We start from the raw sequence: 23,286 nt of genomic DNA, 5'->3' as shown, positions 1-23,286 counted from the left end.
GGTAACAAAATGAAAATACAAAAAGAAGCCATGGCAGGGACTCTCGAATCAAGTGATTTGTTAGTCAAAGTTATACCTAATACCGGGATTGAAATTGTTATTAATAGTGATGTTAATAAGCAATTTGGCGATCAAATTCGCGCTGTGGTTGAGCAAACATTACAAGACTTAAATGTAACCGATGGCCTAATTATTATTGATGACAAAGGCGCACTTGATTGCGCTATTAAAGCAAGAATTCAATGTGCTGTATTACGTGGCGCAGAAGAAGAAAACTTAGATTGGAGTAAACTACTATGAAAAAATTACGTCGAAGTATGCTATTTCTTCCTGGTGCAAATGCAGCAATGTTATCAACCTCTTTTGTTTATAAACCCGATTCAATTATGTTTGACCTTGAAGATGCGGTTTCAATCAAAGAAAAAGATTCAGCTCGTTTATTAGTTGCACAAACTTTACTTCTTCCTGTTTATAAAGAACATGGAATTGAAACAGTAGTACGAATCAACGCGCTTGATACTCCATTTGGTTTAAAAGACCTTGAAGCAGTAGTAAGAGCTGGTGTTGATGTTGTGCGTTTACCAATGACCAATAGCGCTGAAGATATCCATGAGCTAGAAGCGCATGTAGAACGAATTGAAAAAGAGTGTGGGCGCGAAGTGGGCAGCACTAAATTAATGGCTGCAATTGAATCTGCTCAAGGTGTGGTTAATGCGGTTTCGATCGCTCAATCTTCACCTCGTTTAATTGGTATTGCACTGGCGGCATTTGACTATCTTGTTGATATGCAAACTGAACGTGGCGATGGTACTGAGTTATTTTATGCTCGTTGTGCCGTTTTACATGCTGCGCGTGTAGCTGGCATTGATGCCTTTGATGTGGTGTATTCAAATGTTAATGATGATGAAGGCTTTTTAAAAGAAGTCAGCCTAATTAAAAAACTCGGATATAACGGTAAATCACTTATCAATCCAAAACAAATTGAACTGTTACATAATGCTTATGCGCCAACTGCTGCTGAAGTTGAAAATGCCCAAAAAGTAGTTGAAGCGGCTGAAGAAGGTGAAAGAAAAGGCCTTGGTGTTATTTCTCTAAATGGCAAAATGATTGATGCTCCGATTATTGCTCGTGCTAGAAAAGTGATTGAGTTAGCAAAATATTCCGGTGTACGTAAAGAAATTTGATAGGATTGAAAAATGACTACTTCTATAAACAAAAAAATTGATGATTTGCTTAAACAGCACCCTGATCTCAAGAATATTAAGCCTTTTATTGACGCTAATGCTACGACTCCATATTTAAAAGATGAGTCTAAATACACGCGTAAATTGTGCGATTCTATTGAACAAGCAATTCATAAATGTGAATTGCGTGATGGTATGACAATTTCTTTCCATCATGCATTTCGTGAGGGCGATAAAGTTATCAACAAAGTGGTTGAAACGATTAGCAAATTAGGAATTAAAAACCTAACATTAGCGTCAAGTTCTTTATTAAGTTGTAATGCAGCACTTATCCCTCATATCGAATCAGGTGTGATTACCAAGATCTATACATCGGGTTTGCGTGGTAAATTAGCTGATGCCATTTCACACGGTTTAATGGATAACCCTGTTCATATCCATTCTCATGGTGGACGTGTAAAACTGATTCAAAGTGGCGAAATTAATATTGATATCGCATTTTTAGCGGTTTCTACTGCCGATGAACAAGGTAATGCTAATGGTGTATCAGGTAAATCACAATGTGGTGCATTAGGTTATGCCATGGTTGATGCACAATTTGCTAAGAAAGTGGTATTACTTACTGAAGATATTGTTGGCTACCCTAATCACCCTGCAAGTATCCGTCAAGATCAAGTGGACTATATTGTTAAAGTCGATGAAGTAGGTGATCCAACTAAAATCAGCGTTGGTGCTGCTCGTATTACTAGTAACCCTCGTGAGCTGATGATTGCGCGTTATGCGGCAGATGTTATTGAGTATTCAGGCTATTTTAAAGATGGATTTTCTATTCAAACAGGTTCTGGTGCATCTTCAACCGCAGCAACACGTTTCCTAGAAAATCGTATGCGTGCTAAAAATATCACCGCATCATTTGCTTTAGGTGGTATTACTGCAAGTATTGTTGATCTGCATGAAAAAGGTCTAGTAAAACGCTTACTTGATACACAAAGTTTTGATGGCGCAGCGGGACAATCTTTAGGTCGAAATAAAGATCATATTGAAGTTTCAACGAATGTCTATGCAAACCCAGCCTCTAAAGGTGCGAGTGTCGATGAGTTAGATATTGTGATCCTTAGTGCGTTAGAAATTGACCTTGATTATAACGTTAACGTGTTAACCGGTTCTGACGGTGTTATGCGTGGCGCATCAGGTGGTCACTGTGATACCGCTGCTGGTGCAAATTTAACGATTATTGTTGCGCCACTCATTCGTAGCCGAATCCCTACTGTAATTAAGAAAGTGACAACAGTTGTAACGCCGGGTGAAAGTGTCGACGTTCTTGTTACTGACCATGGTATAGCGGTTAACCCTGCTCGCCCTGAAATTGCAGAACGATTAAAAGCGGCTAATTTGCCAGTCATGAGTATTGAAGAGCTATATCAACGTGCTGTTTCCTTAACGGGTGAACCAAAACCAATTGAATTTAATGATAAAATCGTTGGTATTGTCCATTTCCGTGATGGTTCAGTCATTGATGTGGTTCGTCAAGTTAAGGACTAATTAACCACAAGGTAGCATGGCATTAGTCGATGTCATGCTACTTATTTTTCATTATGAATGATCTATTAATTAAATTTGATGATGGCACCCCTATCACACTTGAACAGATGCTTTTGGCTAAAGAAAAACGTGTACAAAGCCAACAAGAAGCAATAAAACGTTATCATTATCCGCTTATTTCATTAAGCTTAGTTATTCCCGGCCCAATAAAAAATAGTAGTGGCGCCAGTCGATTATTTAAAGAGGCCATTGCCACTATACACAACAGCTTATCAAAAAACAGCATTCCATTAATACATGAAATCCAATTTCATCACATTACTGGCTATGAAGCCATTATTATCGCAAAATGCGCTGCCGATGTACTAAAGCAGTACTGTATTAATATCGAAGATAATCATCCTTTAGGTCGCCTGTGGGATATTGATGTCATAGACCCAATAACCCAACAAAGTATTTCTCGCGCTAAATTTGATCACCACTCAAGACAATGTTTAGTCTGCCAAGAAATGGCTAAAGTATGTAGTCGAAGCAGAAAACACACTATTGATGAGGTCTTTTCTGCCATTGAAAAAATAACAAACGACTATTTTAGCAAGCCAATGTATTAGACCTAGAAATTAATTACGTTGTTTACAGTAATTAGAGAAACTACTGTAATAAATGTACATAAAAAAACAACATCCCCAGTATCACAGACAAGCAATATGGTGCTGATATCATAAAAAAAAATAACTGCTACTGATTTGCTAAACGCTATAAAAAATCTATCTTAGTAAAATACGACATATCGAGGCCAAGCGTCTATCTAGAACATGCTATTTATAACTCCCAAAAGTTCACATGACATTAAATAACATTACTGCGATGAACATAAAAAACTAAAATAAACGACGTAATTTTTTAGGTAAGCTGTGATCGCTATTGAGTAGTTACTCGATTGTTCGCTTTTTAGGTTATATTTTTGTAAAAAATATTCAGGATTCTATACCGTTTGGAGATTAAAAAAATCAAAAGAGTAATATGTATTTCAAATTAAAATTTGCATAACTAGCAAACATTTAGCAGTTTAAATTTATAAAAAAACAAAACATTATAGATTTATTAACTTTCATAATACCGTTAAACCGTCCAAAACGATTTTTGGGGAAAACGCCTTATGCGTTTAAAGGATTATTTTAATCATGAAGTGTAAACAACTCGATGTTTTTCTACATATCAAAGAATATAAAAACATTTGGATTAACGAAATAAACCTATTTCATTAATCCAAATAGCTAACTGTAGATAAAACTTAAAAATTAAACTTTTGCTAATGCTTGTTGTAAATCAGCAAGTAAATCGGCAATATCTTCCAACCCAACAGAAATACGCAATAACTGATCGGAAATACCCGCTGTTTTTCGAGCCTCAGCACTAATGCCTGAGTGAGTCATCGTTGCTGGATGGCATACAAGACTTTCAACACCACCAAGTGATTGAGCTAAGGTGAAAATTTTAAGCGATTGTAAAAACGTTGGCATGGTATCAGCATCACCTACTAATTCAAAACTAAGTAATGAGCCAAAGCCTTTTTGCTGTTTTTTTGCTATATCATGCCCAAGGTTTGAGGGTAAAGAGGGCTGGTAAACTTTAGCTATTTTGGGGTGATTAACTAAAAATTCAACAACTTTTTGTGCATTGTCCTGCTGTAATTTTATCCGCGCTGATAGTGTTCTTAATCCACGTAACAGAAGATAACTGTCAAATGATGATGTCATCGTGCCAATATTATTAGCCCACCATAAAACATCTGTAGCTAGTTGCTGATCTTTAAAGACTAAAATTCCCGCTAATAAATCTGAATGTCCGTTTAAAAATTTAGTACAAGAATGACTGACAATATCAGCACCAAGCTCCAAAGGCTTTTGTAATATCGGTGTCATAAAGGTATTATCGACTAAAACTAATGCTCCGACTTGATGGGCTTGCTCTGCAATTTCTTGAATATCAACAACCCGTAATAAAGGATTACTTGGTGTTTCAATTAATACTAATTTAGGGCACAGACTAAGTGCTTCTTTTAATGCAATAGGATCGGATTGATCAACAAATTTGGCTTTAAAATAACCACGTTGACTTAAACTATTAAAAAGCCGGTAACTACCACCATAGCAATCATGTGGTGCCACAACTAGATCATTAGGCGTTAATAATGCAACACTGATTAAATGAATCGCCGACATACCACAATTAGTTAAAATGGCATCAATACCACCTTCAAGTTTAGCAATTGTTTGCTCTACCAAGCGACGGCTAGGATTCGCTTTTCGAGCGTAGTCAAACTCTCTTGGTTTAGCAAATGCTTCATAGCGATAACAAGTAGATGGAGTAATAACGGGAACAACACTGCCATATTGATCATCAGTATTTAATCCACCGCGAACAGCAATAGTCCCTTGACTTAAGTTTTCAGTTTGAATAGTCATGATAATGCCCTCAAACAATATTTTATTTAATATAAGATTAGTCCTTTAAGCATAACACATAAAAAAAAGACGTCAACATGTCTAGACGTCTAACTGTCTTGATGTGTAGATTGCAGTAATCTGAAAAAAAAGATAAAATTACTCACATTATTTGTGATGTAATTTTGGTGAACAATGATGGAATGGAACGGCGAATACATAAGCCCTTATGCAGAGCATGGTAAAAAAAGTGAACAGGTAAAAAAAATCACAGTGTCAATTCCACTTAAAGTATTAAAAATACTAACTGATGAGCGTACTCGCAGACAAGTGAATAATTTGCGTCACGCAACAAATAGTGAATTATTATGTGAAGCTTTTCTTCATGCTTACACAGGTCAACCTTTACCTGGTGATGAAGATTTGCAAAAAGACCGAGAAGATGGTATTCCGATGAAAACACAAAAAATAATGCGAAATCTAGGTATCGCCCCAGATTTAATTGATGAATAAAAGGTTATTTTTCAATAATTTTTTCTTAAAAATAAAAAGGCACATTAAGCGCCTTTTTATTTTTGCTTATCGCAATATTATTTTTTACCGCCAACCATAGCAAAACGTTGTTTAAATTTATCTACACGTCCGCCAGTTGCAACATCACGTTGTTTACCTGTATAAAACGGATGGCATTCACCACATACGTCAAGATGAATATCATGACCAATAGTTGAATGAGTTTTAATTACGTTACCGCAAGAGCAAGTTGCATTAATTGCAGTATATTCTGGATGGATACCTTCTTTCATAATAAACCTCTAAAGTTTGTTCGTATCGCTATATAAATGGCTATAAAAGCAAAATCTATACACCATACGAGGGCTAAAAAACATGATAAGGCTGCAAATTATATGCCTTAAAGGTTAAATAATCAAGCTACAAAAGGATAATTAAACAGGTAACTGTCCTATTGTTACTTGTAACTCAACTTTTTCACCATTTCGCAATACAATAATGGGGACTGTTGTGCCAGGTTTCAACTCAGCAATTTCATCCATTGTTTCAACTATTGATTTAACGGGTTTGTTATTTACCATAATCAAGATATCATTTGTTTGTACGCCTGCTTGTAACGAAGGACCTTCAGTATTGGTGACTAAAATACCTAATACCACCGGTATATCACTTGGATTTTGAGTTGGCGCAAACTCTAAACCATCAATCCCAATATAACCACGAATAATTTTTCCATCTTGGATTAATTTATTCATAATTTTTACAGCTAAAGAAGTTGGAATCGCAAATCCAATACCTTCTGGAACATCGTTCCCTAAATTTTTTGCAAAGGAGAGAGTATTAATCCCCATTAATTCGCCTTTGGTATTAACTAGTGCTCCGCCAGAATTACCATGATTTATTGATGCATCAGTTTGAATAAAATTTTGTCTTCGATAAGGACTTAACCCATCACGACCAGTGGCACTAATAATGCCTTGTGTAATGGTTTGACCTATATTGTAAGGATTACCTATTGCTAAAACCACATCACCAATCTTTGGTTCACGTTTCAGGTTTATGGATATAGTTGGAAGATTAGTTGCTTCAATTTTTAACACCGCAATATCCACTAGCTTATCAGAACCAACAGGCAGTGCTTCAAAAATTCGTCCATCTTGTAATGCAACAATAATTTGTTCTGCACCATCTATAACATGGTAATTAGTCACAATATATCCCTGCTTACTCATAATTACCCCAGAACCAAGCGGAGTTATTGCACTATTTTGTGCTCCTTGAGATAAAGAATTAATTGAGCGACTATAAATATTAACTACAGCAGGGGCTGCAATTTTAACAGCACTAGAATAACTTAATGGGTTATCACTAAAAATTGAGTTTGGAAAATCTGATTGAGTTCCTTTTTGTAAAGATGGGAAAATAATCAATAAAACAATAGCTAAAACAGCACCAATTAAGATTGGCCATAGAATTTTTTTGAGCATTAATTTTAGAGTTATAATGGGATGAATAGCAAAGATTTTAACACATAAGTATAAAGGTTAAAATTGGAGTTTTTGTCGATGCTAAAGCATCGACAATATAAAAATAAGTTAATTAGCGTAAAATTAAATATAAACGACTATCACCACGAATTATATTCAATGCAATTACCGATGGGCTACTCTCAATAATTTTACGAAGATCTGTAATATTTGTTACTCGTTCTTTATTAACACCAATAATAAGATCACCCTCTTGTAGGCTGAGTCGAGATGCAGAGGAATTTTTAGCAATATTTTCTATTAATACCCCTTTTTGTCCTTTAATTTCGCCATTGATAAGCGTTGCACCATCAAGAGCAGAATGCAATGATTTTGCTTCAGTTGTGGTTTCGTCACTATTTTTCAATTTAACATCAACTGTTATCTCTTTACCGTCTCGAATTAATCCTAATTTTACCGTTCTGCCTGCACCCGTTGTTGCAATTTTAGCACGCAATTCAGCAAAACTATCCACTGGCTTACCATCCATTGAAACGATAACGTCTCCTGACTTAATTCCAGCCACTTTTGCTGCTGAATCATCAAGAACTTCACTAACAAATGCGCCTTTTTGAATATCTAAACCAAATGCTTTTGCAATATCAGAAGTTAACTCATTACCTTTTATACCAAGTACACCACGTTTCACTTCACCATATTCAATAAGTTGAGAAGTTAGATTTTTTACCATATTACTTGGGATTGCAAAACCGATACCAACATTACCTCCGCTAGGAGCAATAATTGCGGTATTTACACCAACTAACTCACCATTCAAGTTGACCAACGCACCACCTGAGTTACCCTGATTAATTGATGCATCAGTTTGGATAAAATTCTCAAAACCATTCATATTAAGCCCTGTTCGAGCAAGCGCTGAAATGATTCCAGAAGTAACTGTTTGACCAATACCAAATGGGTTACCAATTGCAACAACGTAATCGCCAACACGTAACTCATCTGAATCTGCAAGTTTAATTGCGGTTAATTTTTTTGCATCTTCGAGTTTAAGTAAAGCTATATCACTTTGTGGATCTTTACCAATAAGTTTTGCTTTATATTCATGACCATCATTTAATGAAACTGTTATTTTATCAGCATTATCAATAACATGATTATTGGTGACCACATAGCCTTTTTCTGCATCAATAATCACACCTGATCCCAAGCCTGAAAAAGCCCTTGATTGACTATCCGGATAACCAAAAAATCGTCTAAATTCCTCTGGCATATTGTTTTGCATTTGTGCAGTACCTTCAACCTTAATACTAACAACTGAAGGTAATACTGTTTCAAGCATAGGGGCTAAACTTGGTTGCTGTACATTATTATCAGTTGAGATAGGAGGAAAAGAAGCAAAAGCATTTGGAAGAGCGGACAAACTCAATCCTAAACTTAATGCTATAATACTTAACAATTTTTTTTGTTTTTTTAATGAATCAATCATTTTATAACTCTCACTTTTACAAAAAATTAATCTCTATAAAAATATTTTGCCATTAGTTAATGGCAAATAAAATTACCACAGTTAATCTTAGTTAAGATTTGTTTTCATCTGTTTTAAATAAGCCAGATGAATTATCTGAATAATCTCTTGGTTGCTTATCAAGCATAGCTTCTTTTGACTCATCTGAATCAGAGGTAGAGTCAAAATCCAAAGATGATCCTTTATCACTATGAATAAATTGAGTAGAATTCTCAGCCATATGTTGATAAAGACGGCGAAACTCTTTTGCCATATTATCCAATATTTCCGCACTGTGAGAAAAATGTTTGGCAATCATTTGTTTTTGTTCAACTAATTCATCCTTTGTTTGATCTAGCTCCTGTTTAATTTTCGCATATTTACGAGCCTTAGGACTAATAATATTCATAAAAATGTAGCCTAAAATAAAGCCAATTACTAACCCAATTATAAGATAAATAAACATATGTTTATCCATAACTCACTCCTTGTATCTTTAAGATATAAAATTAATGTATTGTTATCAGTTCTTATTTTGCATGGTTGGCAAGTTTTATCAATTGTTTTTTTAACTTGTTTGGTGCATTTTCTGCTAATGCATATAAAAGCATTGAACTTTTAATTGTCATCGCACTAGAAGCTAACGATGAATTAGATGTTTGGAATTGCCGCTGTGATAACTTTACCGCTATATTTGGATTAATCAAATATTGAATAGATGACAGGGATGTCAAAACAGTTTTTCGTATCTCTGAGATTAAATTGCTTTGTTCATATTTCAATCTAGTCAGCCAGCCAGCGGTACTTACTTCTAAAATTAAGATGCCTTGGCGATAATTAGCTACACGACATTGTTCACTCAGCGGTGAGGGTAATAAATCATTAACCACTTTAGATAATGTTTTTAATGCATTAGTTCTATCTTGAATTTTAGACAAACAAGAGGCATGCGTCACTATTGACGTTAGCATTTGTGGCTCGTTATAACGCATATTTTAGCTACCTCTCCTTTTTGAAAAATAAATGTTATTTTCTAAAAAACTAAAAGAATGGATAGTATAATAATTTATCTTATTTATAGGTAAAAGTCTTATTGAAAAACTTTATTTACAATTTGATAAACACCTTTTTACAAGATTAGCGTAATTTCTACAACGTCTAAAAATAACTTACCATTTTATAATGAATTGAAAAATGAATAAATTTATGTTAACGTAAAATTTAGCTTGCTTGCAATTATTTTAAATATGTTAGCTAAATAAAATCAGGGATATATACATAAAGAGCTATAAAAATATACACTACAATTGAATCATAAATAACCTATTAGAGACCAATAAACAACAAAAAATTTTGGCCCACCCTTTTTATGTAATATGTCAAACAATAAAAATATAGAAATTTAATTATAAGGAATTTTTTACTTTATGTTAATAAATTTTCTCCTAGTATTAATTATAGCTTTAATTTGGTTATTTTTTGCATACAATAAGCTTAGACATTTAGCTGAAAATGTTAAACAAAAACAATCAAATATTTATGTAACAATAAAGAAAAGACATGATATAGCACAAAGACTGTCTGATATAGCATCTAATTATGGTGATCACGAAAAGTTAGCTCATTTCACTATTACTGAGAGTGATAGTGTTTCTAATGCAAATATTACATCCTCTCAAACATCACGTATTATAGGCAATATCCAGATGATGGCTAACCGTTTTCCTGATTTAAAAGCGAATTCAACTTATCAACAATTGATGACACAGCTTGATGAAATTGAAAATACTATTTTAGAAAGAAGAGAGGCTTATAACGCTGCTGTTCAAATTTATAATTCAACCCGTGGTAGTATTCCTCATTTATTTTATGCAAGTAAACTTGGTTTTGTTGAAGCCACCTATTTTGAAGTAGATGAAAATGGAATAGAGCAACTTCCATCATTTAAAACTGATGATGGCAAAATTTTAAGGGACACTATGGGTAGAATGGCATCTGTAGCAACTGAAAATGTAAAAAAAATTAAAGACCCGAAAGAGCACAAGAGTCAAGAGACGAACCAGCAAGAATAATCAGTAATTTCTTAATTTATCGATTAGGTCTTCTTTTTATATAATTTAACTGAATTTAAGAAACTCATAGTTTGTTTGTATTTTCAACCAAAATTTAGCCGACAATTGTCGGCGAAAAAGCAAAAATAATAGAATATTACGCAAAGCCTTTCAAACCAACCACATGCACATGTTCTTGGTTATTAATAACTTTACGTACTAGTTTATAGGTTGTTCCTTTTTCAGGACTGATGTTTTCAGGGGCGGCAATGATTAATTGCATTTCTAATCGTTCACAAAGTTCAAATAGTGTTGCAATTGATTTGGCATCTAGTCGAGCTGCTTCGTCTAAGAATAGTAGACGACATGGCAAAATATCTTTATTCCGAAGTCGTTTGGATTCTTCTTCCCAACTTTGAATCACCATAAGTAAAATTGACATACCTGTACCAATTGCTTCACCCGTTGATAATGCACCGCTTTCAGCACGTAACCAACCATCTGCACCTCGATTCACCTCAACATCCATTTCAAGATAATTTCGATAATCTAGCAGTTCTTCACCAATATTTTGAGCAGTTCGTTGTCCCATATCAATATGTGGATTTAAACGTTGATAGAGTTTAGCTAACGCTTCTGAGAAGGTAATACGATTATTACTAAATAGATCTTGATGTTCATTTTGCTCATCGGCAAGTGCAGCTAAAAGAGTTGAATGAGCTTCGCGAACATTGACATTTAAACGCACGCCATTAACTTGACCAAATGCCACTGCTTGTAATCCTTGGTTAAGCATACGAATACGATTTTGTTCGCGCTGTATGGTTTTACGAATAATATTCGATACACTCTTCGAGCTAATTGCCAGTTGCTGTTCACGCGAAGTGAGTTCTTCTGTTAAGCGTGACAATTCAATTTCCATCTGTTCAATGGCTTCAATTGGATCGTCAGTTTTAACAATATCCTGGCGAATCCGTTCACGCAAATGTGCGTAAACAGCGATATAGAATTGGATTTTACGTTCTGGGCGTTTTGGATCTTCTGATAGTCTTAATACATCCCGCAAATGTTCATTGTCATTAACAGCTAAACGTAAGGAACCTAATGCTTTATCTGACATTGAGCGCAATTCATCCGCACTTAAATAGGCAAGTTCACGTCGATGTAAACGCCGTTCAACACTATTTTCTTTAACAAGCCTTAAAACTAAACACCAACCCGCTTTGGCTTGCACTACTTGTTCGCGTAGTTGCTTATAATCTCGCAGTGTTTGAGTTAGCCGTTTTTGCAATTGTGTCATTTCGCTTTCGCACATAATGAGTTGCTTTTCAAGCGATGTACAATGTTGACGATTGTTATTTAATTTTTGATGGATTTCATCACGACGTAATCGAGCACGTTCTTCAGTGATCGCATCGGCTTTTACCCCAATTTGTTCAATTTCTTTTTGTAGCTCATGCAACATATCGCGCTTGGTTTCAAATGCACTTTTAAGCGAAGCTAGCGTTTGATTATATTGATTGTATTTGTCTTGATACTGTTGCATCTGGCTGCGAGCTTCAGTTCTTTGAGTTTCGACGATTTCTAAGCGAGAACGTAATTTTTCATTTAAATCACTATTTTCATTTAACATACCTGCCGAGTCTTCATAGCTAAAGTGGGCACGACGTTGCATTACTTCAGTTAAGGCAAAAACTTGTTGGCGGATAGTCTGTTGTTGTGCTTTAACTGTATTGTATTGTTCTCGTAAAACCTCATTTTGTTCAGGATCACTTTGTAAAACAGCTAAAATTGGTTCAAGCTCTGAAACGGTATTACCATTACGGCTAACATATTGCGCAGATTCTTGTGCTTGTGCTACTTGTTCACGTAAATCGTCAATCCTATCGGCCAGATCATCATCAGCCAATAAATGCATTTGCGCAACCAAGCGATTTATGGTTGCTAATTGTTCTTTGCAATTAGTAACTTGTTGCTGATTTTGTTTATCAATACTTTCCTGAGACGATAATTGTCGTTCAATTTCAGTGCGTCTTGTCGTTAATTTTTGCGCTTCAGCTTCAGGATCGATATCAAAAGCAACTCCTAAATGTTGACCAATAAATTGCCCAACATTTTGTTCAATTCGTTGTAATTTTTGTAAATCAAATGAGATAGTTGCATAGCGTTCATGTAATTCATCACGTTCGGCAGATAATTTTTCAAGGTGAATCTCACGAGCGGCACGACCAAATAGTGGTACTTTAGGAAAGCTTGAGAATCGCCATTGACGATCGCCCGTTTTGACAAGTACCGCTTTATTCATTTCCTCACAATCAAAAACACTATCATCAAATGATGAAGGATCACCTTCGATAAAATAGATATCTTCAGGGTAATCTTCATCACTTGCGGTAAGGTTTTCTAATTGCTGTTTAACTAATGATAAATCTGGTACAACAATAGCTTGTCTTGATGGACCATATAATGCAGAAAAGTAAGGTGCATCATCAATTGTTACATCTTCATAAATTTCAGAAAGTAATACACCATTAAATCGTTCTGCTAACGAAGACAAACGTCCATCATCGACACCACTAGGTTGATTTAGTTGCTCAATTTGAACATCTAATTGGTTGCGTCTAAAACTGATTTGGTCTCGCTCAGTAACAAGTATTCGCTCTTTTTCTAGCAGTTTTTGCATATGTTGAGTGACATCTTGACTATTATTAAACTGTTCACTAGTTTGTTCTTGTAAAGCGATTAATGCATCTTGTGCTTTCAACCATAATGGAGCTTTTTGACGATAATCAGCTATTTTTGATTGAATTTGTTCAAGCTCTTGCCTAAATTCAATACGTTTTTCGCTAGATTCATTAGCTCGTTCGGCTGTTTCGTCTAATTGCAATTCAAGTTCTTGTTTGAAATCATCTAGTTCATCGTAATTAACTTGGCGTTCAATACGTTTACAAAATTGTGTTAATAACGATTCTGCTTCTTTTTGTTCAAAAAATCGTTGTTCTAGCTCATCTAGTTGTAGCTGTAAATGCTCGGCTTGTTCTGCTTGGTAACATTGTGATGGCCATTGTCTTAATGCTTCTTTAGCGGCCGCAAAAGCGTCACTTCGGGTAACATCGCCAACTAATTTGATCACTAATTGATAAGCACGGTCAAACTGATTAATTGCCGCATCAGATACACTTAATTTTTGCTCGAGTTCAAGAACTTGTTCCGTGATCTCTTTTTGCTTTTCTTCAAACAATTCATAGTGATTTTCAATATTACTAATACCTAATTTTGGTAACTGGCATAATGACTGAGCATTTTTTAACGCCTGTAAGGCCTGTTGGTATTGAATTGCACGTGTTTGTTGAACATCAAGAGCCTGTTGGTAATCAGCTAATTGAGTCTTGATTTCGTCAACTTCTTGTTCTGTTTGTTCTACTTGCTCACGATAGGTTTGGTACTGTTCATTCGCTTCAAGTACCACTTCGTTTTGTTCTTCTAACTTTAAGTTTAAATCATCTAAATCTGCTTGATAACGGTCAATTTTTTCCTGTTGACGTAATGCTGTTTGCACTAAATTGAGGTGATCATTAGCCGCCTGTAAGTCGGTTTCCAAATCACTTTGCGCATCTTGATGTTCTTTAAGTTCTTTTGCCATTTCAACTTGGCGGTATTGATTGCTTATAAGCAGATCTTGTGTTTTAAACATATCACGGCGCAGGCCAAGTACTGATTCTATATGAACTCGGCGTTCATTATTATGGCGCATATAATCAGCTGCCACATAATTAGTTGACTCAGTAATTAAGTGTTTAAATAAGTCACGATCCGATTGTGTTACTCGAATGGCTTCTAACGTCATCCGATTCTCGCGTAATGCGGCTTCCATATCTTGGAAAGCTTTTCGCACACCACTATTTTCTGGTAATAAATAATCACGTAGGGAACGAGTAATAGCACTTGAGATACCACCATAAAGTGAGGCCTCAATCAAACGGTAATATTTACTTCTATCGGATGGAGAGCGTAAGCGTTTTGGTAAAATACCAAAATCAAACATAACCGAATGATAATCAGTAATTGAGTTAAATTGTTTAAAGATAATGCCTTCCATTGATTCGGCTTTATCTTTTAACTCTGGTAACGATAAGATTCGCGCTTGTTTATCATTTAAACGCTCCGTAACCAACTCTGTTGGGCTTACACTGATAGATAATCCTTGCAATAAAAAAGGCTTGATATCGACTTTTTTGTCCCGCCCTGCTACTTGTTGCAAACGTACACCACAAATAATCCTTTGGTTCCGTGAGTTAATTACGTCCAGCATAGAATAACAGACGCCTGGTTTTAATTTACCATGCAAGCCTTTATCTCGTGAACCTGATGTGGCTCCAGCCTCGGTTGTATTTCTAAAGTGTAATAAAGTTAAGTCGGGTATTAATGCAGTTACAAATGCCGCCATGGTAGTTGATTTACCAGCACCATTACCACCAGATAATGTCGTAACTAATTGGTCAAGCTCAAAAGTTCGTGCAAAAAAACCATTCCAGTTAATTAGCGTTAATGAGTGAAATTTACCGTGTCCAATCATGATTATTCAGTCTCCTCATTAACATCTTCATCTTGTTCTTCATTATTATCATCTAAAATAAGTGCTGATTCGATTTTAATTGCTTCGCCATCTCGAATTAGGCGTAATTGCGCTTCTTGTGCGTCATCACTACTTCGTACATCCGCACCAAAACGGAAAATTGATTCGTTAATGCGAAAACGGCTACTGTCATTACCAACAATAAAAAAAATCATGCCTAGCCGGCGTAGGCGATTTAACGCTGTTTTCACTTTATCAAATAGTTTTTGGCGATCTAAATCTGAACCTGTTGAACGTTGGTTTACTAATTTGAGTAACTTACTTTCATCTGCTAATGAAACCAGTTCATCAAACAATTCTTGTAAGGTAAAAATCCCCTCATGCGCTAATCTCTCGGGACTTAAATACAAATAACAAAGTACTTTGCCAACAAGCATATCAAGCTCCGATAATACTGAACGAGGAATCAATGTTGTTGAGCGAGGACGAAGATAGAAAAATCCTTCAGGCGCACGGATTAGCTCAACATTATAACGTTGATAAAATTGTTCAAGCTCAAGTTGGAAATCCATTAGAAAAGCATGATGATCAAGTTCATCAATACCAATATGACGGCCAGAGCGTAGTAAACTATCCAGTTCTGGAAAGATCGGATTAGCAATTGCTTGGGCCAATTTAACGGGTATATATTTATCGATAGAAGCTTGAGAACTAGCGACTATGCGCCCCATAACTTCATCAAGATGATGTGCGGTTTGTTGTGTTTCGAAATCGTTAGTATCTGTTGATGACATGTGCTTGTACCTTAGCTCCATAATCGTTAATAGGTTTCCATTCGGCAGGAATTCCAAGCCAATCATCTTCAGCAATACCGAGACGAATAGCCTGATCAATAAATAATCTCGCTATATCAAAATGTTGTTCGCGCGGGAACTGAGCCAAATAGTTATGAATGGTAGCGCCCATATCAAGTGGTTTATTTTCTTGCTTAAATACCATTAAATTTTGTTCAATATGAGCAATAATATGTTCTTGAATCTCTTCAATCATTTCAAATTCAAGTTCCGAAGGTAATTCTCCAGTTACCTCAGCATCATGTAGTGCCAATTCTTCATCACGCATATCTAGTAAGCGATCGGCATTAGCAAAAGTGAGTGACCAAGGCAAATCAAAGTATCCTTGAATCGATTTTCGTAAGCGTTGCGAAAACACACGATTTTTATCTAAATCAATAGCAGTACGAATAAATTTATGAACATGGCGATCATAACCGATCCAAAGATCAATCGCTTTTTGCCCCCAACCAATAATTCGATCTAGTTTACCTTGCAGATCCATAACTACATTGTTGATTTTATCTAGTTCTGGATTATCAAGCGTCGCATCTTGTATTAAAAGTAAACTGGCTTGTAATTTATCACCTGCAGCAGCCAAAGTATCTTGTAATTCCCGCAATGTTTGTGATGTTTCAGTCAGTAACCCTTCACAACTGCTAATTGCTGCTTGCCAATCTTGACTTAATAGAGCAGAAATATTTTGTTTAACATCAGCTTGTTGTTCATCCATCACTCGTTGTGTGATATCGATACTATCAAAAATTTCAGCGACTGAATATTTTAATGGCGCAAAGACATTTCGATGCCAATGTAAATCATCACCACCTTCGATGGCTGCATCTGCAGCTCGTTTTAACTCTTGCGCAACAATAGATAATTGAATGGATAAACGCAGCGTTGAGAATTCACGTTGGCGAATATAATAATCAGAAATACCTATCCCTAACGGAGTTAAACGATAAATCGAAAAACCGTCTGTCATTTCACTTGCAAAACGTGTGATTAAGCGTTGGCGTACCAAATCATTGATAGCATTATTAGCTCGCAATGTAATAGTGTCTTCACTCTGCTCGAAAATTTGTGAAACATGCCTAAAAGCATCAATTAATTCAGATTCCGTCATTTCACCGTCAAAACGTTCGCTATTTAATACGGCAATAGCTAATAAAAAAGCTAACCTTTCCACAGGCAAAGCGATCGAAAAATCATTCTTTTTTGCCCAAGAGACCAGTTCTGGCACTGATTGGGAAAAATCAATCATAAAAAATCCTTAATTCAAGGAGAACAAAATCGAATCATGCCTTAAAGTTTACACTTCAAGGTAGACACAAAAATAACGCCAATTATATAACAATATAGAGTAAATTTGTAATGGAATTCAATGAAAGCATTAAAACTGTTTTATTTAAATTATAGCTATTTCGATATAGCCTTATAATAATATTAATTAATAAATATTACTCAGATAATTTAAAAATCTTATTTCTTGAATAAAAAATAGATTCCCTACTCGCACATAACCCTATTTATGCTAAAATCAACTTACATACAATAAACTAACATAAGGACGTAACGAAATGCATATCGGTATACCTAAAGAACGGTTAGCCAATGAAGCTAGAGTTGCAGCAACTCCTTTGACTGTTGGACAACTGTTAAAACTGGGCTTTACAGTTTCCGTAGAACAAGGCGCTGGACATGCTGCTCATTATGAAGACCAAGCTTTTATTGATGCTGGGGCTACAATTCAAAACGCACAAGACATTTGGCAAAATGATTTAATTTTGAAGTTTCATGCACCAAACGACGATGAAATATCTTTAATGAAAGAGGGTTCAACCCTTATTAGTTATATTTATCCAGCTCAACATAAAGAACTATTAGAAAAATTAGCCACCAAAAATATTACTGTAATGGCTATGGATTGTGTACCACGTATTTCACGCGCACAATCTCTAGATGCATTAAGCTCAATGTCTAATATTGCTGGTTATCGTTCAGTTATTGAAGCAGCAAATCAATTTGGTCGATTCTTTACAGGTCAAGTTACTGCTGCTGGTAAAGTGCCTCCTGCTAAAATATTAGTTATTGGAGCAGGTGTTGCTGGCCTTGCCGCCATTGGCGCAGCGGTGAGTTTAGGGGCAATTGTTCGTGCTTTTGACACCCGCCCTGAAGTTGCCGAACAAATTAACAGCATGGGAGCTGACTTTTTAGAGTTAGATTTTGAAGAAGAAGCAGGCTCTGGCGACGGCTATGCTAAACAGATGTCAGCGGCCTTTATTGAAGCTGAAATGGCACTGTTTGCAGAGCAAGCTAAAGATGTTGATATCATCATAACAACAGCACTAATTCCAGGTAAACCAGCTCCAAAACTCATTTCGAAAGAAATGGTTGAATCAATGAAACCTGGTAGTGTTATTGTTGATTTGGCTGCGTTAACTGGTGGTAACTGTGAATTAACTAAACCAGGTGAAATTTTCGAAACAGATAACAATGTTAAAATTGTTGGTTATACTGATTTAGCTAATCGTATGCCAGCACAAGCATCACAGCTTTATGGTACAAACATTGTTAACCTATTAAAACTACTTGCTAAAGAAAAAGACGGTAATATTGATATCAATTTTGAAGATGTTGTAATTCGTGGTGTAACTGTGGTTAAAGATAAAGAAATCACTTGGCCAGCACCGCCGATTCAAGTATCTGCTCAACCTCAGAAAAAAGCAGCAGAGCCAATTGTTAAACCAGAACCAAAGCCAATGGATCCTCGCAAAAAATATGGTATTTTAGCTTTAGTTCTCATTGCTTTCTTCTGGCTTGCAAACTCCGTTCCTGAAAGCTTTTTAGGGCATTTTACTGTATTTGCATTATCTTGCGTTGTTGGTTACTACGTTGTATGGAATGTTACACATTCTTTGCATACACCACTAATGTCGGTAACTAATGCAATTTCTGGAATTATATTGGTCGGAGCAATTCTGCAAGTCAGTGATGATAATGGCTTAACTACGGCAATTGCTTTTGTTGCTATTTTGATTGCTAGTATCAATATTTTTGGTGGATTCTTTGTTACTCAAAGAATGCTGAAAATGTTCCAACGTGGCAAGTAAAGGAGAGCATACATTATGAGTAATGGAATCATTCAAGCAGCCTATGTTATTGCTGCATTACTTTTTATCTTTAGCTTACGAGGTCTTTCCAACCAAGAATCTGCCAAATCTGGTAATATTTACGGTATGATTGGTATGGTAATCGCACTTATTGCAGCAGTTGCAAGTATTAAAGGCGGATTACACTGGATAGTTATTGCAATGATTATTGGTGCTATAATTGGTTTATATTTGGCTAAAAAAGTTGAAATGACTCAAATGCCAGAACTTGTTGCACTACTTCATAGCTTTGTTGGAATGGCTGCTGTTCTAGTTGGTTTAAACAGTTATTTAGATCCACACATTCAAAATTTTCAAGGTGGAGAGTTAACTGTACATTTAGTAGAGATTTTTGTTGGTGTCTTTATTGGCGCAGTAACCTTCTCTGGCTCTGTTGTCGCATTTGGTAAATTAAATGGACGCATTAGCTCAAAACCATTATCAATTCCAAATAAACATTATTGGAATCTAGCAGCAATTGTTGTTTCTATCATTTTAATGTTTACTTTTGTTGAAGTAAAAAGTGGTGCTGGTGCAACAATTAGTTTATTGATCATGGCAATTATTGCATTCGTGTTTGGTTTCCATCTTGTTGCTTCAATTGGTGGTGCTGACATGCCTGTTGTTATTTCAATGCTAAATTCTTATTCAGGTTGGGCAGCAGCAGCAGCAGGCTTTATGTTAGGCAACGATCTACTAATTGTAACTGGTGCGTTAGTTGGTTCATCAGGCGCAATTCTTTCATATATTATGTGTAAAGCGATGAACCGCTCATTTATTAGTGTTATTGCTGGCGGTTTCGGTAGCGATGGTAGTACAGCTAGTTCATCAGATGAAGAACAAGGTGAATACCGTGAAATGCAACCAGCCGAAGTTGCGCAAACATTAAAAGAAGCCCGCTCAGTTATTATTGTTCCTGGATATGGTATGGCAGTTGCTCAAGCTCAAGGTGCAGTAAGTAATATTACTGAAAGACTACGTGGTATGGGTATAGAAGTTCGTTTTGGTATTCACCCAGTAGCAGGACGTTTACCTGGGCATATGAATGTATTATTAGCCGAAGCAAAAGTCCCTTATGATATTGTATTAGAAATGGATGAAATCAACGATGACTTCCCTGATACTGATGTGGTTTGGGTAATTGGAGCTAACGATACAGTCAACCCAGCGGCAGAAGAAGATCCAAATAGCCCAATTGCTGGCATGCCTGTTCTTGAAGTTTGGAAAGCAAAAACGGTTGTTATTTCTAAACGCTCAATGAATACTGGTTATGCAGGTGTACAAAACCCACTATTCTTTAAAGAAAATAGCTATATGCTATTTGGTGATGCTAAAGACAGTGTTGAAAAAGTATTACAAAATCTTTAATGATTAATTCATTCAATATACTGCGGCTTCTGTCGCAGTATATTTCTAAAATAGGCACTTAATTTAAATTCGCCTTAGCTAAAAAATCGATTATTTGATCCGTTATTTCACGGCGTATCTCTGTCCTTATGCGATTCCCACCATCTTTACAAATGATTGCTTCTCCTTTAGCCTCTTGCTCTAAAATACCTATAGCACCTGATTTACAAATTTGCATGAAACTAAAATGCATTGCATCAGGTATAAAAACGCCGAGTTGTTTACATTCATGATTAAAATAATCCTTTAACGGCTTTCCTATTGGTTTATAGGTAGTTGATTTTTGTCGACTTTTGCTTGATACGCTAGTTATCGCAGTTTATCTACATAAACATTTATCTAACCAACAAAGACAGCGCCATTTTTGTCAAGAAGTTTCAGGAACGCCCTATGTTTATGTAAAAAACCAAAAAATCATATTTATACCAACAAGCAAAAATTCTCTAGTTTGCTGTTTGGTTTTATTTTTAAGTAAAGGTAAACCTTTGGTATCAACCTGTAGCATTTCTCTCAAGTAGGTTTTGTTATCTCCTTTAGCTTACTGTTTTAATTTATCTCCAATGGATTTTTTCAAGTTTAACCATATGCTTAATTCCCGAACCGATGGTTTTATTGCGTTTAAAATTATTTTACATCTCTATGATGTATAAATTTCACTCAAATAAATGATATTTTTTAAGCTTATCATAATAATATCTTTAAAAATTATCTAAATAGGAGTAGATTATTTTTTCAGTAAAAATAAAAAAGAGCGATATTATGGTAAATTTCCAAAAATCCAAAAAATTGGATAATGTTTGTTATGACATCCGAGGACCAATTCTTGAACATGCAAAACGATTAGAAGAAGAAGGCCAAACAATCCTAAAACTAAATATTGGAAATCCAGCCCCATTCGGTTTTGCCGCACCAGATGAATTATTGGTTGATGTTATTCGCAATTTGCCATCCTCACAAGGATATAGTGATTCAAAAGGGCTTTATTCTGCACGAAAAGCGATCATGCAGCATTATCAAGCTAGAGGGATCACCAGCTTGGATGTTGAAGATATTTATATTGGTAACGGCGTATCAGAGCTCATTGTTCAGTCCATGCAAGCATTACTCAATAGTGGTGATGAAATACTTGTGCCTATGCCAGATTATCCATTATGGACAGCAGCTATTAGCTTGTCTGGAGGTAATGCTGTACATTATCTTTGCGATGAAGAAGCAAATTGGTCGCCAGATTTAGATGATATTAAACAAAAAATCACACCAAAAACAAAAGGCATTGTCATTATTAATCCAAATAATCCAACGGGGGCAGTTTATAGTAAAGAAGTATTACTTGAGATCGCCGAAGTAGCTCGTCAAAATAACTTAATAATTTTTGCCGATGAGATTTACGACAAGATTTTATATGATGATGCTATGCATCATTCCATTGCTGCATTAGCTCCCGATTTATTTGTCATTACCATGAGTGGGCTATCAAAAACATATCGTGTAGCTGGATTTAGGCAAGGTTGGATGGCGCTTTGTGGTCCAAAACACCATGTAAAAGGCTATATTGAAGGTTTGAATATGCTTGCATCCATGCGTTTATGTGCCAATGTACCATTACAACATGCTATTCAAGGAGCGCTAGGCGGCTACCAAAGTATTAATGAATTTATCACTCCTGGCGGACGTTTGTACGATCAATGTATGCTAGCATGGCGTTTGCTTAATGATATTCCTGGAGTTTCATGCACCAAACCACAAGGTGCATTATATTTATTTCCAAAACTTGATCAAAAAAAGTTTAATATTCACAATGATCAGAAATTAGTTTTAGATTTTTTATTACGAGAAAAAGTCTTACTTGTGCAAGGAACTGGTTTTAACTGGCATAAACCAGATCATGTTAGAATGGTTGCTTTACCTTATTTAGGTGAACTTGAAGATGCTATTGGAAGGTTTGCTAAGTTTTTATCTCAATATAAACAATAAAAGAAAATTTTAATTAAATCCCCCAATATAATTGGGGATTGTACTATTAAATTAACCCTATTATCTATATTCAAATCGCATTAATTGATATTAACATAATAATTATTTTAAGGAATTCCTATCGTTATTTACAGGAATTAGAGAAATTACTGTAAACGACGCGAGGCATTTTCTACAGATATGGATTTTAATGATATAAATGATGTTGGCGTTCATATCATTACCCCGCGTGCCTATGAGCTACTCCAACCTTTATTCGATAATTCGGTCGAAGTGTTACCTTTAAAAAGTAATGACGGTACTTATTTTCTGCTCAATATCATTTGGATCGGCTACACTAATTCATACAACTTTTTTAAGGGGTAAGGTAAACTTATCACAACTAAAAAAGGAACAAATATGAATAAGATTAAACGCAAAAGACGAACATTCACAGATGATTTTAAACAGCAAATGGTCAGTCTTTATCAACATGGTAAATCACGTAGTGAAATCGTTGCAGAATATGATTTGACGCCATCAGCATTGGACCGTTGGATAACGCAATCAAGCCAAAGTGGCTCATTTAAAACAAAAGATAATCGCAGTCCACAAGAACAAGAGCTAATCGCGTTGC

General features: G+C 35.6%; 20 protein-coding genes. 10 read left to right on the top strand and 10 right to left on the bottom strand.

Annotation, left to right across the window (positions count from 1 at the left end):
* The first annotated feature begins 9 nt into the window (after nt 1-9).
* From citD to citX, 4 genes are read left to right on the top strand one after another with little or no spacing between them, the layout of a single operon-like run.
* Nucleotides 10-300, top strand: coding sequence for a citrate lyase acyl carrier protein (gene citD, locus A9G35_RS10290; RefSeq protein ID WP_065636786.1), 291 nt, complete (start codon nt 10-12; stop codon nt 298-300).
* Nucleotides 297-1,184 (top strand): citrate (pro-3S)-lyase subunit beta, encoded by an 888-nt coding sequence (citE, locus tag A9G35_RS10285; protein WP_065636785.1) that lies wholly within the window; start codon nt 297-299, stop codon nt 1,182-1,184. Before citD ends, citE begins: the two co-directional genes overlap by 4 nt.
* Nucleotides 1,185-1,196: 12 nt before the next feature.
* The gene (gene citF / locus A9G35_RS10280) at nt 1,197-2,726 is read left to right on the top strand and encodes a citrate lyase subunit alpha (RefSeq protein WP_065636784.1); all 1,530 of its coding nucleotides are present in this window, start codon (nt 1,197-1,199) and stop codon (nt 2,724-2,726) included.
* Between the two features lie 53 nt (nt 2,727-2,779).
* Nucleotides 2,780-3,337: a citrate lyase holo-[acyl-carrier protein] synthase gene (citX, locus tag A9G35_RS10275; RefSeq protein WP_065636783.1), complete on the top strand. Its 558-nt coding sequence runs from the start codon at nt 2,780-2,782 to the stop codon at nt 3,335-3,337.
* Nucleotides 3,338-4,027: 690 nt separating this feature from the next.
* On the opposite strand, the gene metB is transcribed toward citX, so the two are convergent.
* Nucleotides 4,028-5,194, bottom strand: a complete 1,167-nt coding sequence (gene metB, locus A9G35_RS10270) for a cystathionine gamma-synthase (RefSeq protein WP_065636782.1) — start codon at nt 5,192-5,194, stop codon at nt 4,028-4,030.
* 174 nt (nt 5,195-5,368) lie between these two features.
* Here metB and metJ point away from each other — a divergent pair, with 174 nt between their 5' ends.
* Nucleotides 5,369-5,686: a met regulon transcriptional regulator MetJ gene (gene metJ / locus A9G35_RS10265; RefSeq protein ID WP_065636781.1), complete on the top strand. Its 318-nt coding sequence runs from the start codon at nt 5,369-5,371 to the stop codon at nt 5,684-5,686.
* 77 nt (nt 5,687-5,763) lie between these two features.
* Here metJ and rpmE read toward each other — a convergent pair whose 3' ends face one another.
* The 5 genes from rpmE to A9G35_RS10240 all read right to left on the bottom strand — a co-directional run bounded on the left by rpmE (nt 5,764) and on the right by A9G35_RS10240 (nt 9,669).
* Nucleotides 5,764-5,979, bottom strand: coding sequence for a 50S ribosomal protein L31 (gene rpmE, locus A9G35_RS10260; protein ID WP_065636780.1), 216 nt, complete (start codon nt 5,977-5,979; stop codon nt 5,764-5,766).
* A 141-nt stretch (nt 5,980-6,120) separates the two neighbouring features.
* Nucleotides 6,121-7,173, bottom strand: a complete 1,053-nt coding sequence (gene degS / locus A9G35_RS10255) for an outer membrane-stress sensor serine endopeptidase DegS (protein WP_065636779.1) — start codon at nt 7,171-7,173, stop codon at nt 6,121-6,123.
* Nucleotides 7,174-7,285: 112 nt separating this feature from the next.
* Nucleotides 7,286-8,659 carry a Do family serine endopeptidase gene (locus A9G35_RS10250; RefSeq protein ID WP_065636778.1) on the bottom strand — a complete coding sequence of 458 codons (1,374 nt, stop codon included), beginning with the start codon at nt 8,657-8,659 and terminating at the stop codon, nt 7,286-7,288.
* Between the two features lie 91 nt (nt 8,660-8,750).
* The gene (locus A9G35_RS10245) at nt 8,751-9,155 is read right to left on the bottom strand and encodes a YhcB family protein (RefSeq protein ID WP_065636777.1); all 405 of its coding nucleotides are present in this window, start codon (nt 9,153-9,155) and stop codon (nt 8,751-8,753) included.
* A 52-nt stretch (nt 9,156-9,207) separates the two neighbouring features.
* Nucleotides 9,208-9,669 carry a DUF721 domain-containing protein gene (locus A9G35_RS10240; protein ID WP_065636776.1) on the bottom strand — a complete coding sequence of 154 codons (462 nt, stop codon included), beginning with the start codon at nt 9,667-9,669 and terminating at the stop codon, nt 9,208-9,210.
* A 435-nt stretch (nt 9,670-10,104) separates the two neighbouring features.
* Between A9G35_RS10240 and A9G35_RS10235 the strand changes: the two genes are divergently transcribed.
* Complete coding sequence (locus tag A9G35_RS10235) at nt 10,105-10,749, top strand: LemA family protein (RefSeq protein WP_065636775.1); 645 nt, start codon at nt 10,105-10,107, stop codon at nt 10,747-10,749.
* 136 nt (nt 10,750-10,885) lie between these two features.
* On the opposite strand, the gene mukB is transcribed toward A9G35_RS10235, so the two are convergent.
* Genes mukB through mukF form a run of 3 tightly spaced genes read right to left on the bottom strand, consistent with a single transcriptional unit; the run spans nt 10,886 to nt 17,401 of the window.
* On the bottom strand, nt 10,886-15,304 hold the full coding sequence (gene mukB / locus A9G35_RS10230; protein WP_065636774.1) for a chromosome partition protein MukB: 4,419 nt from the start codon (nt 15,302-15,304) through the stop codon (nt 10,886-10,888).
* A 2-nt stretch (nt 15,305-15,306) separates the two neighbouring features.
* Nucleotides 15,307-16,035 carry a chromosome partition protein MukE gene (gene mukE / locus A9G35_RS10225; protein WP_065636801.1) on the bottom strand — a complete coding sequence of 243 codons (729 nt, stop codon included), beginning with the start codon at nt 16,033-16,035 and terminating at the stop codon, nt 15,307-15,309.
* Between the two features lie 43 nt (nt 16,036-16,078).
* Nucleotides 16,079-17,401 (bottom strand): chromosome partition protein MukF, encoded by a 1,323-nt coding sequence (gene mukF, locus A9G35_RS10220; protein WP_065608633.1) that lies wholly within the window; start codon nt 17,399-17,401, stop codon nt 16,079-16,081.
* 316 nt (nt 17,402-17,717) lie between these two features.
* Here mukF and pntA point away from each other — a divergent pair, with 316 nt between their 5' ends.
* Both pntA and pntB read left to right on the top strand, forming a co-directional pair.
* Nucleotides 17,718-19,250, top strand: coding sequence for a Re/Si-specific NAD(P)(+) transhydrogenase subunit alpha (gene pntA / locus A9G35_RS10215; RefSeq protein WP_065636773.1), 1,533 nt, complete (start codon nt 17,718-17,720; stop codon nt 19,248-19,250).
* 15 nt (nt 19,251-19,265) lie between these two features.
* Nucleotides 19,266-20,657, top strand: a complete 1,392-nt coding sequence (gene pntB / locus A9G35_RS10210) for a Re/Si-specific NAD(P)(+) transhydrogenase subunit beta (protein WP_065636772.1) — start codon at nt 19,266-19,268, stop codon at nt 20,655-20,657.
* A 58-nt stretch (nt 20,658-20,715) separates the two neighbouring features.
* On the opposite strand, the gene A9G35_RS13750 is transcribed toward pntB, so the two are convergent.
* Complete coding sequence (locus tag A9G35_RS13750; RefSeq protein WP_218057261.1) at nt 20,716-20,874, bottom strand: hypothetical protein; 159 nt, start codon at nt 20,872-20,874, stop codon at nt 20,716-20,718.
* A 581-nt stretch (nt 20,875-21,455) separates the two neighbouring features.
* Between A9G35_RS13750 and A9G35_RS10205 the strand changes: the two genes are divergently transcribed.
* Together A9G35_RS10205 and A9G35_RS10195 are read left to right on the top strand one after the other, a co-directional pair.
* Nucleotides 21,456-22,670 (top strand): pyridoxal phosphate-dependent aminotransferase, encoded by a 1,215-nt coding sequence (locus A9G35_RS10205; RefSeq protein ID WP_065636771.1) that lies wholly within the window; start codon nt 21,456-21,458, stop codon nt 22,668-22,670.
* Nucleotides 22,671-23,069: 399 nt separating this feature from the next.
* A partial coding sequence (locus A9G35_RS10195) for a transposase (protein ID WP_065636769.1) occupies nt 23,070-23,286 on the top strand: 217 nt, incomplete at its 3' end.

Source organism: Gilliamella sp. Choc5-1 (assembly GCF_001690595.1).
Classification (GTDB): Bacteria; Pseudomonadota; Gammaproteobacteria; order Enterobacterales; family Orbaceae; genus Gilliamella; species Gilliamella apicola_M.
The sequence above is the reverse complement of the archived record's forward strand: the minus strand, read 5'-3'. Positions and strand labels throughout refer to the sequence as shown.

Excerpts from the sequence above, each read along its gene's own strand:
- citD (WP_065636786.1), top strand. The coding sequence starts at position 10 with ATGAAAATACAAAAAGAAGCCATGGCAGGGACTCTCGAATCAAGTGAT.
- citE (WP_065636785.1), top strand. The coding sequence starts at position 297 with ATGAAAAAATTACGTCGAAGTATGCTATTTCTTCCTGGTGCAAATGCA.
- citF (WP_065636784.1), top strand. The coding sequence starts at position 1,197 with ATGACTACTTCTATAAACAAAAAAATTGATGATTTGCTTAAACAGCAC.
- citX (WP_065636783.1), top strand. The coding sequence starts at position 2,780 with ATGAATGATCTATTAATTAAATTTGATGATGGCACCCCTATCACACTT.
- metB (WP_065636782.1), bottom strand. The coding sequence starts at position 5,194 with ATGACTATTCAAACTGAAAACTTAAGTCAAGGGACTATTGCTGTTCGC.
- metJ (WP_065636781.1), top strand. The coding sequence starts at position 5,369 with ATGATGGAATGGAACGGCGAATACATAAGCCCTTATGCAGAGCATGGT.
- rpmE (WP_065636780.1), bottom strand. The coding sequence starts at position 5,979 with ATGAAAGAAGGTATCCATCCAGAATATACTGCAATTAATGCAACTTGC.
- degS (WP_065636779.1), bottom strand. The coding sequence starts at position 7,173 with ATGCTCAAAAAAATTCTATGGCCAATCTTAATTGGTGCTGTTTTAGCT.
- A9G35_RS10250 (WP_065636778.1), bottom strand. The coding sequence starts at position 8,659 with ATGATTGATTCATTAAAAAAACAAAAAAAATTGTTAAGTATTATAGCA.
- A9G35_RS10245 (WP_065636777.1), bottom strand. The coding sequence starts at position 9,155 with ATGGATAAACATATGTTTATTTATCTTATAATTGGGTTAGTAATTGGC.
- A9G35_RS10240 (WP_065636776.1), bottom strand. The coding sequence starts at position 9,669 with ATGCGTTATAACGAGCCACAAATGCTAACGTCAATAGTGACGCATGCC.
- A9G35_RS10235 (WP_065636775.1), top strand. The coding sequence starts at position 10,105 with ATGTTAATAAATTTTCTCCTAGTATTAATTATAGCTTTAATTTGGTTA.
- mukB (WP_065636774.1), bottom strand. The coding sequence starts at position 15,304 with ATGATTGGACACGGTAAATTTCACTCATTAACGCTAATTAACTGGAAT.
- mukE (WP_065636801.1), bottom strand. The coding sequence starts at position 16,035 with ATGGGGCGCATAGTCGCTAGTTCTCAAGCTTCTATCGATAAATATATA.
- mukF (WP_065608633.1), bottom strand. The coding sequence starts at position 17,401 with ATGATTGATTTTTCCCAATCAGTGCCAGAACTGGTCTCTTGGGCAAAA.
- pntA (WP_065636773.1), top strand. The coding sequence starts at position 17,718 with ATGCATATCGGTATACCTAAAGAACGGTTAGCCAATGAAGCTAGAGTT.
- pntB (WP_065636772.1), top strand. The coding sequence starts at position 19,266 with ATGAGTAATGGAATCATTCAAGCAGCCTATGTTATTGCTGCATTACTT.
- A9G35_RS13750 (WP_218057261.1), bottom strand. The coding sequence starts at position 20,874 with ATGCAAATTTGTAAATCAGGTGCTATAGGTATTTTAGAGCAAGAGGCT.
- A9G35_RS10205 (WP_065636771.1), top strand. The coding sequence starts at position 21,456 with ATGGTAAATTTCCAAAAATCCAAAAAATTGGATAATGTTTGTTATGAC.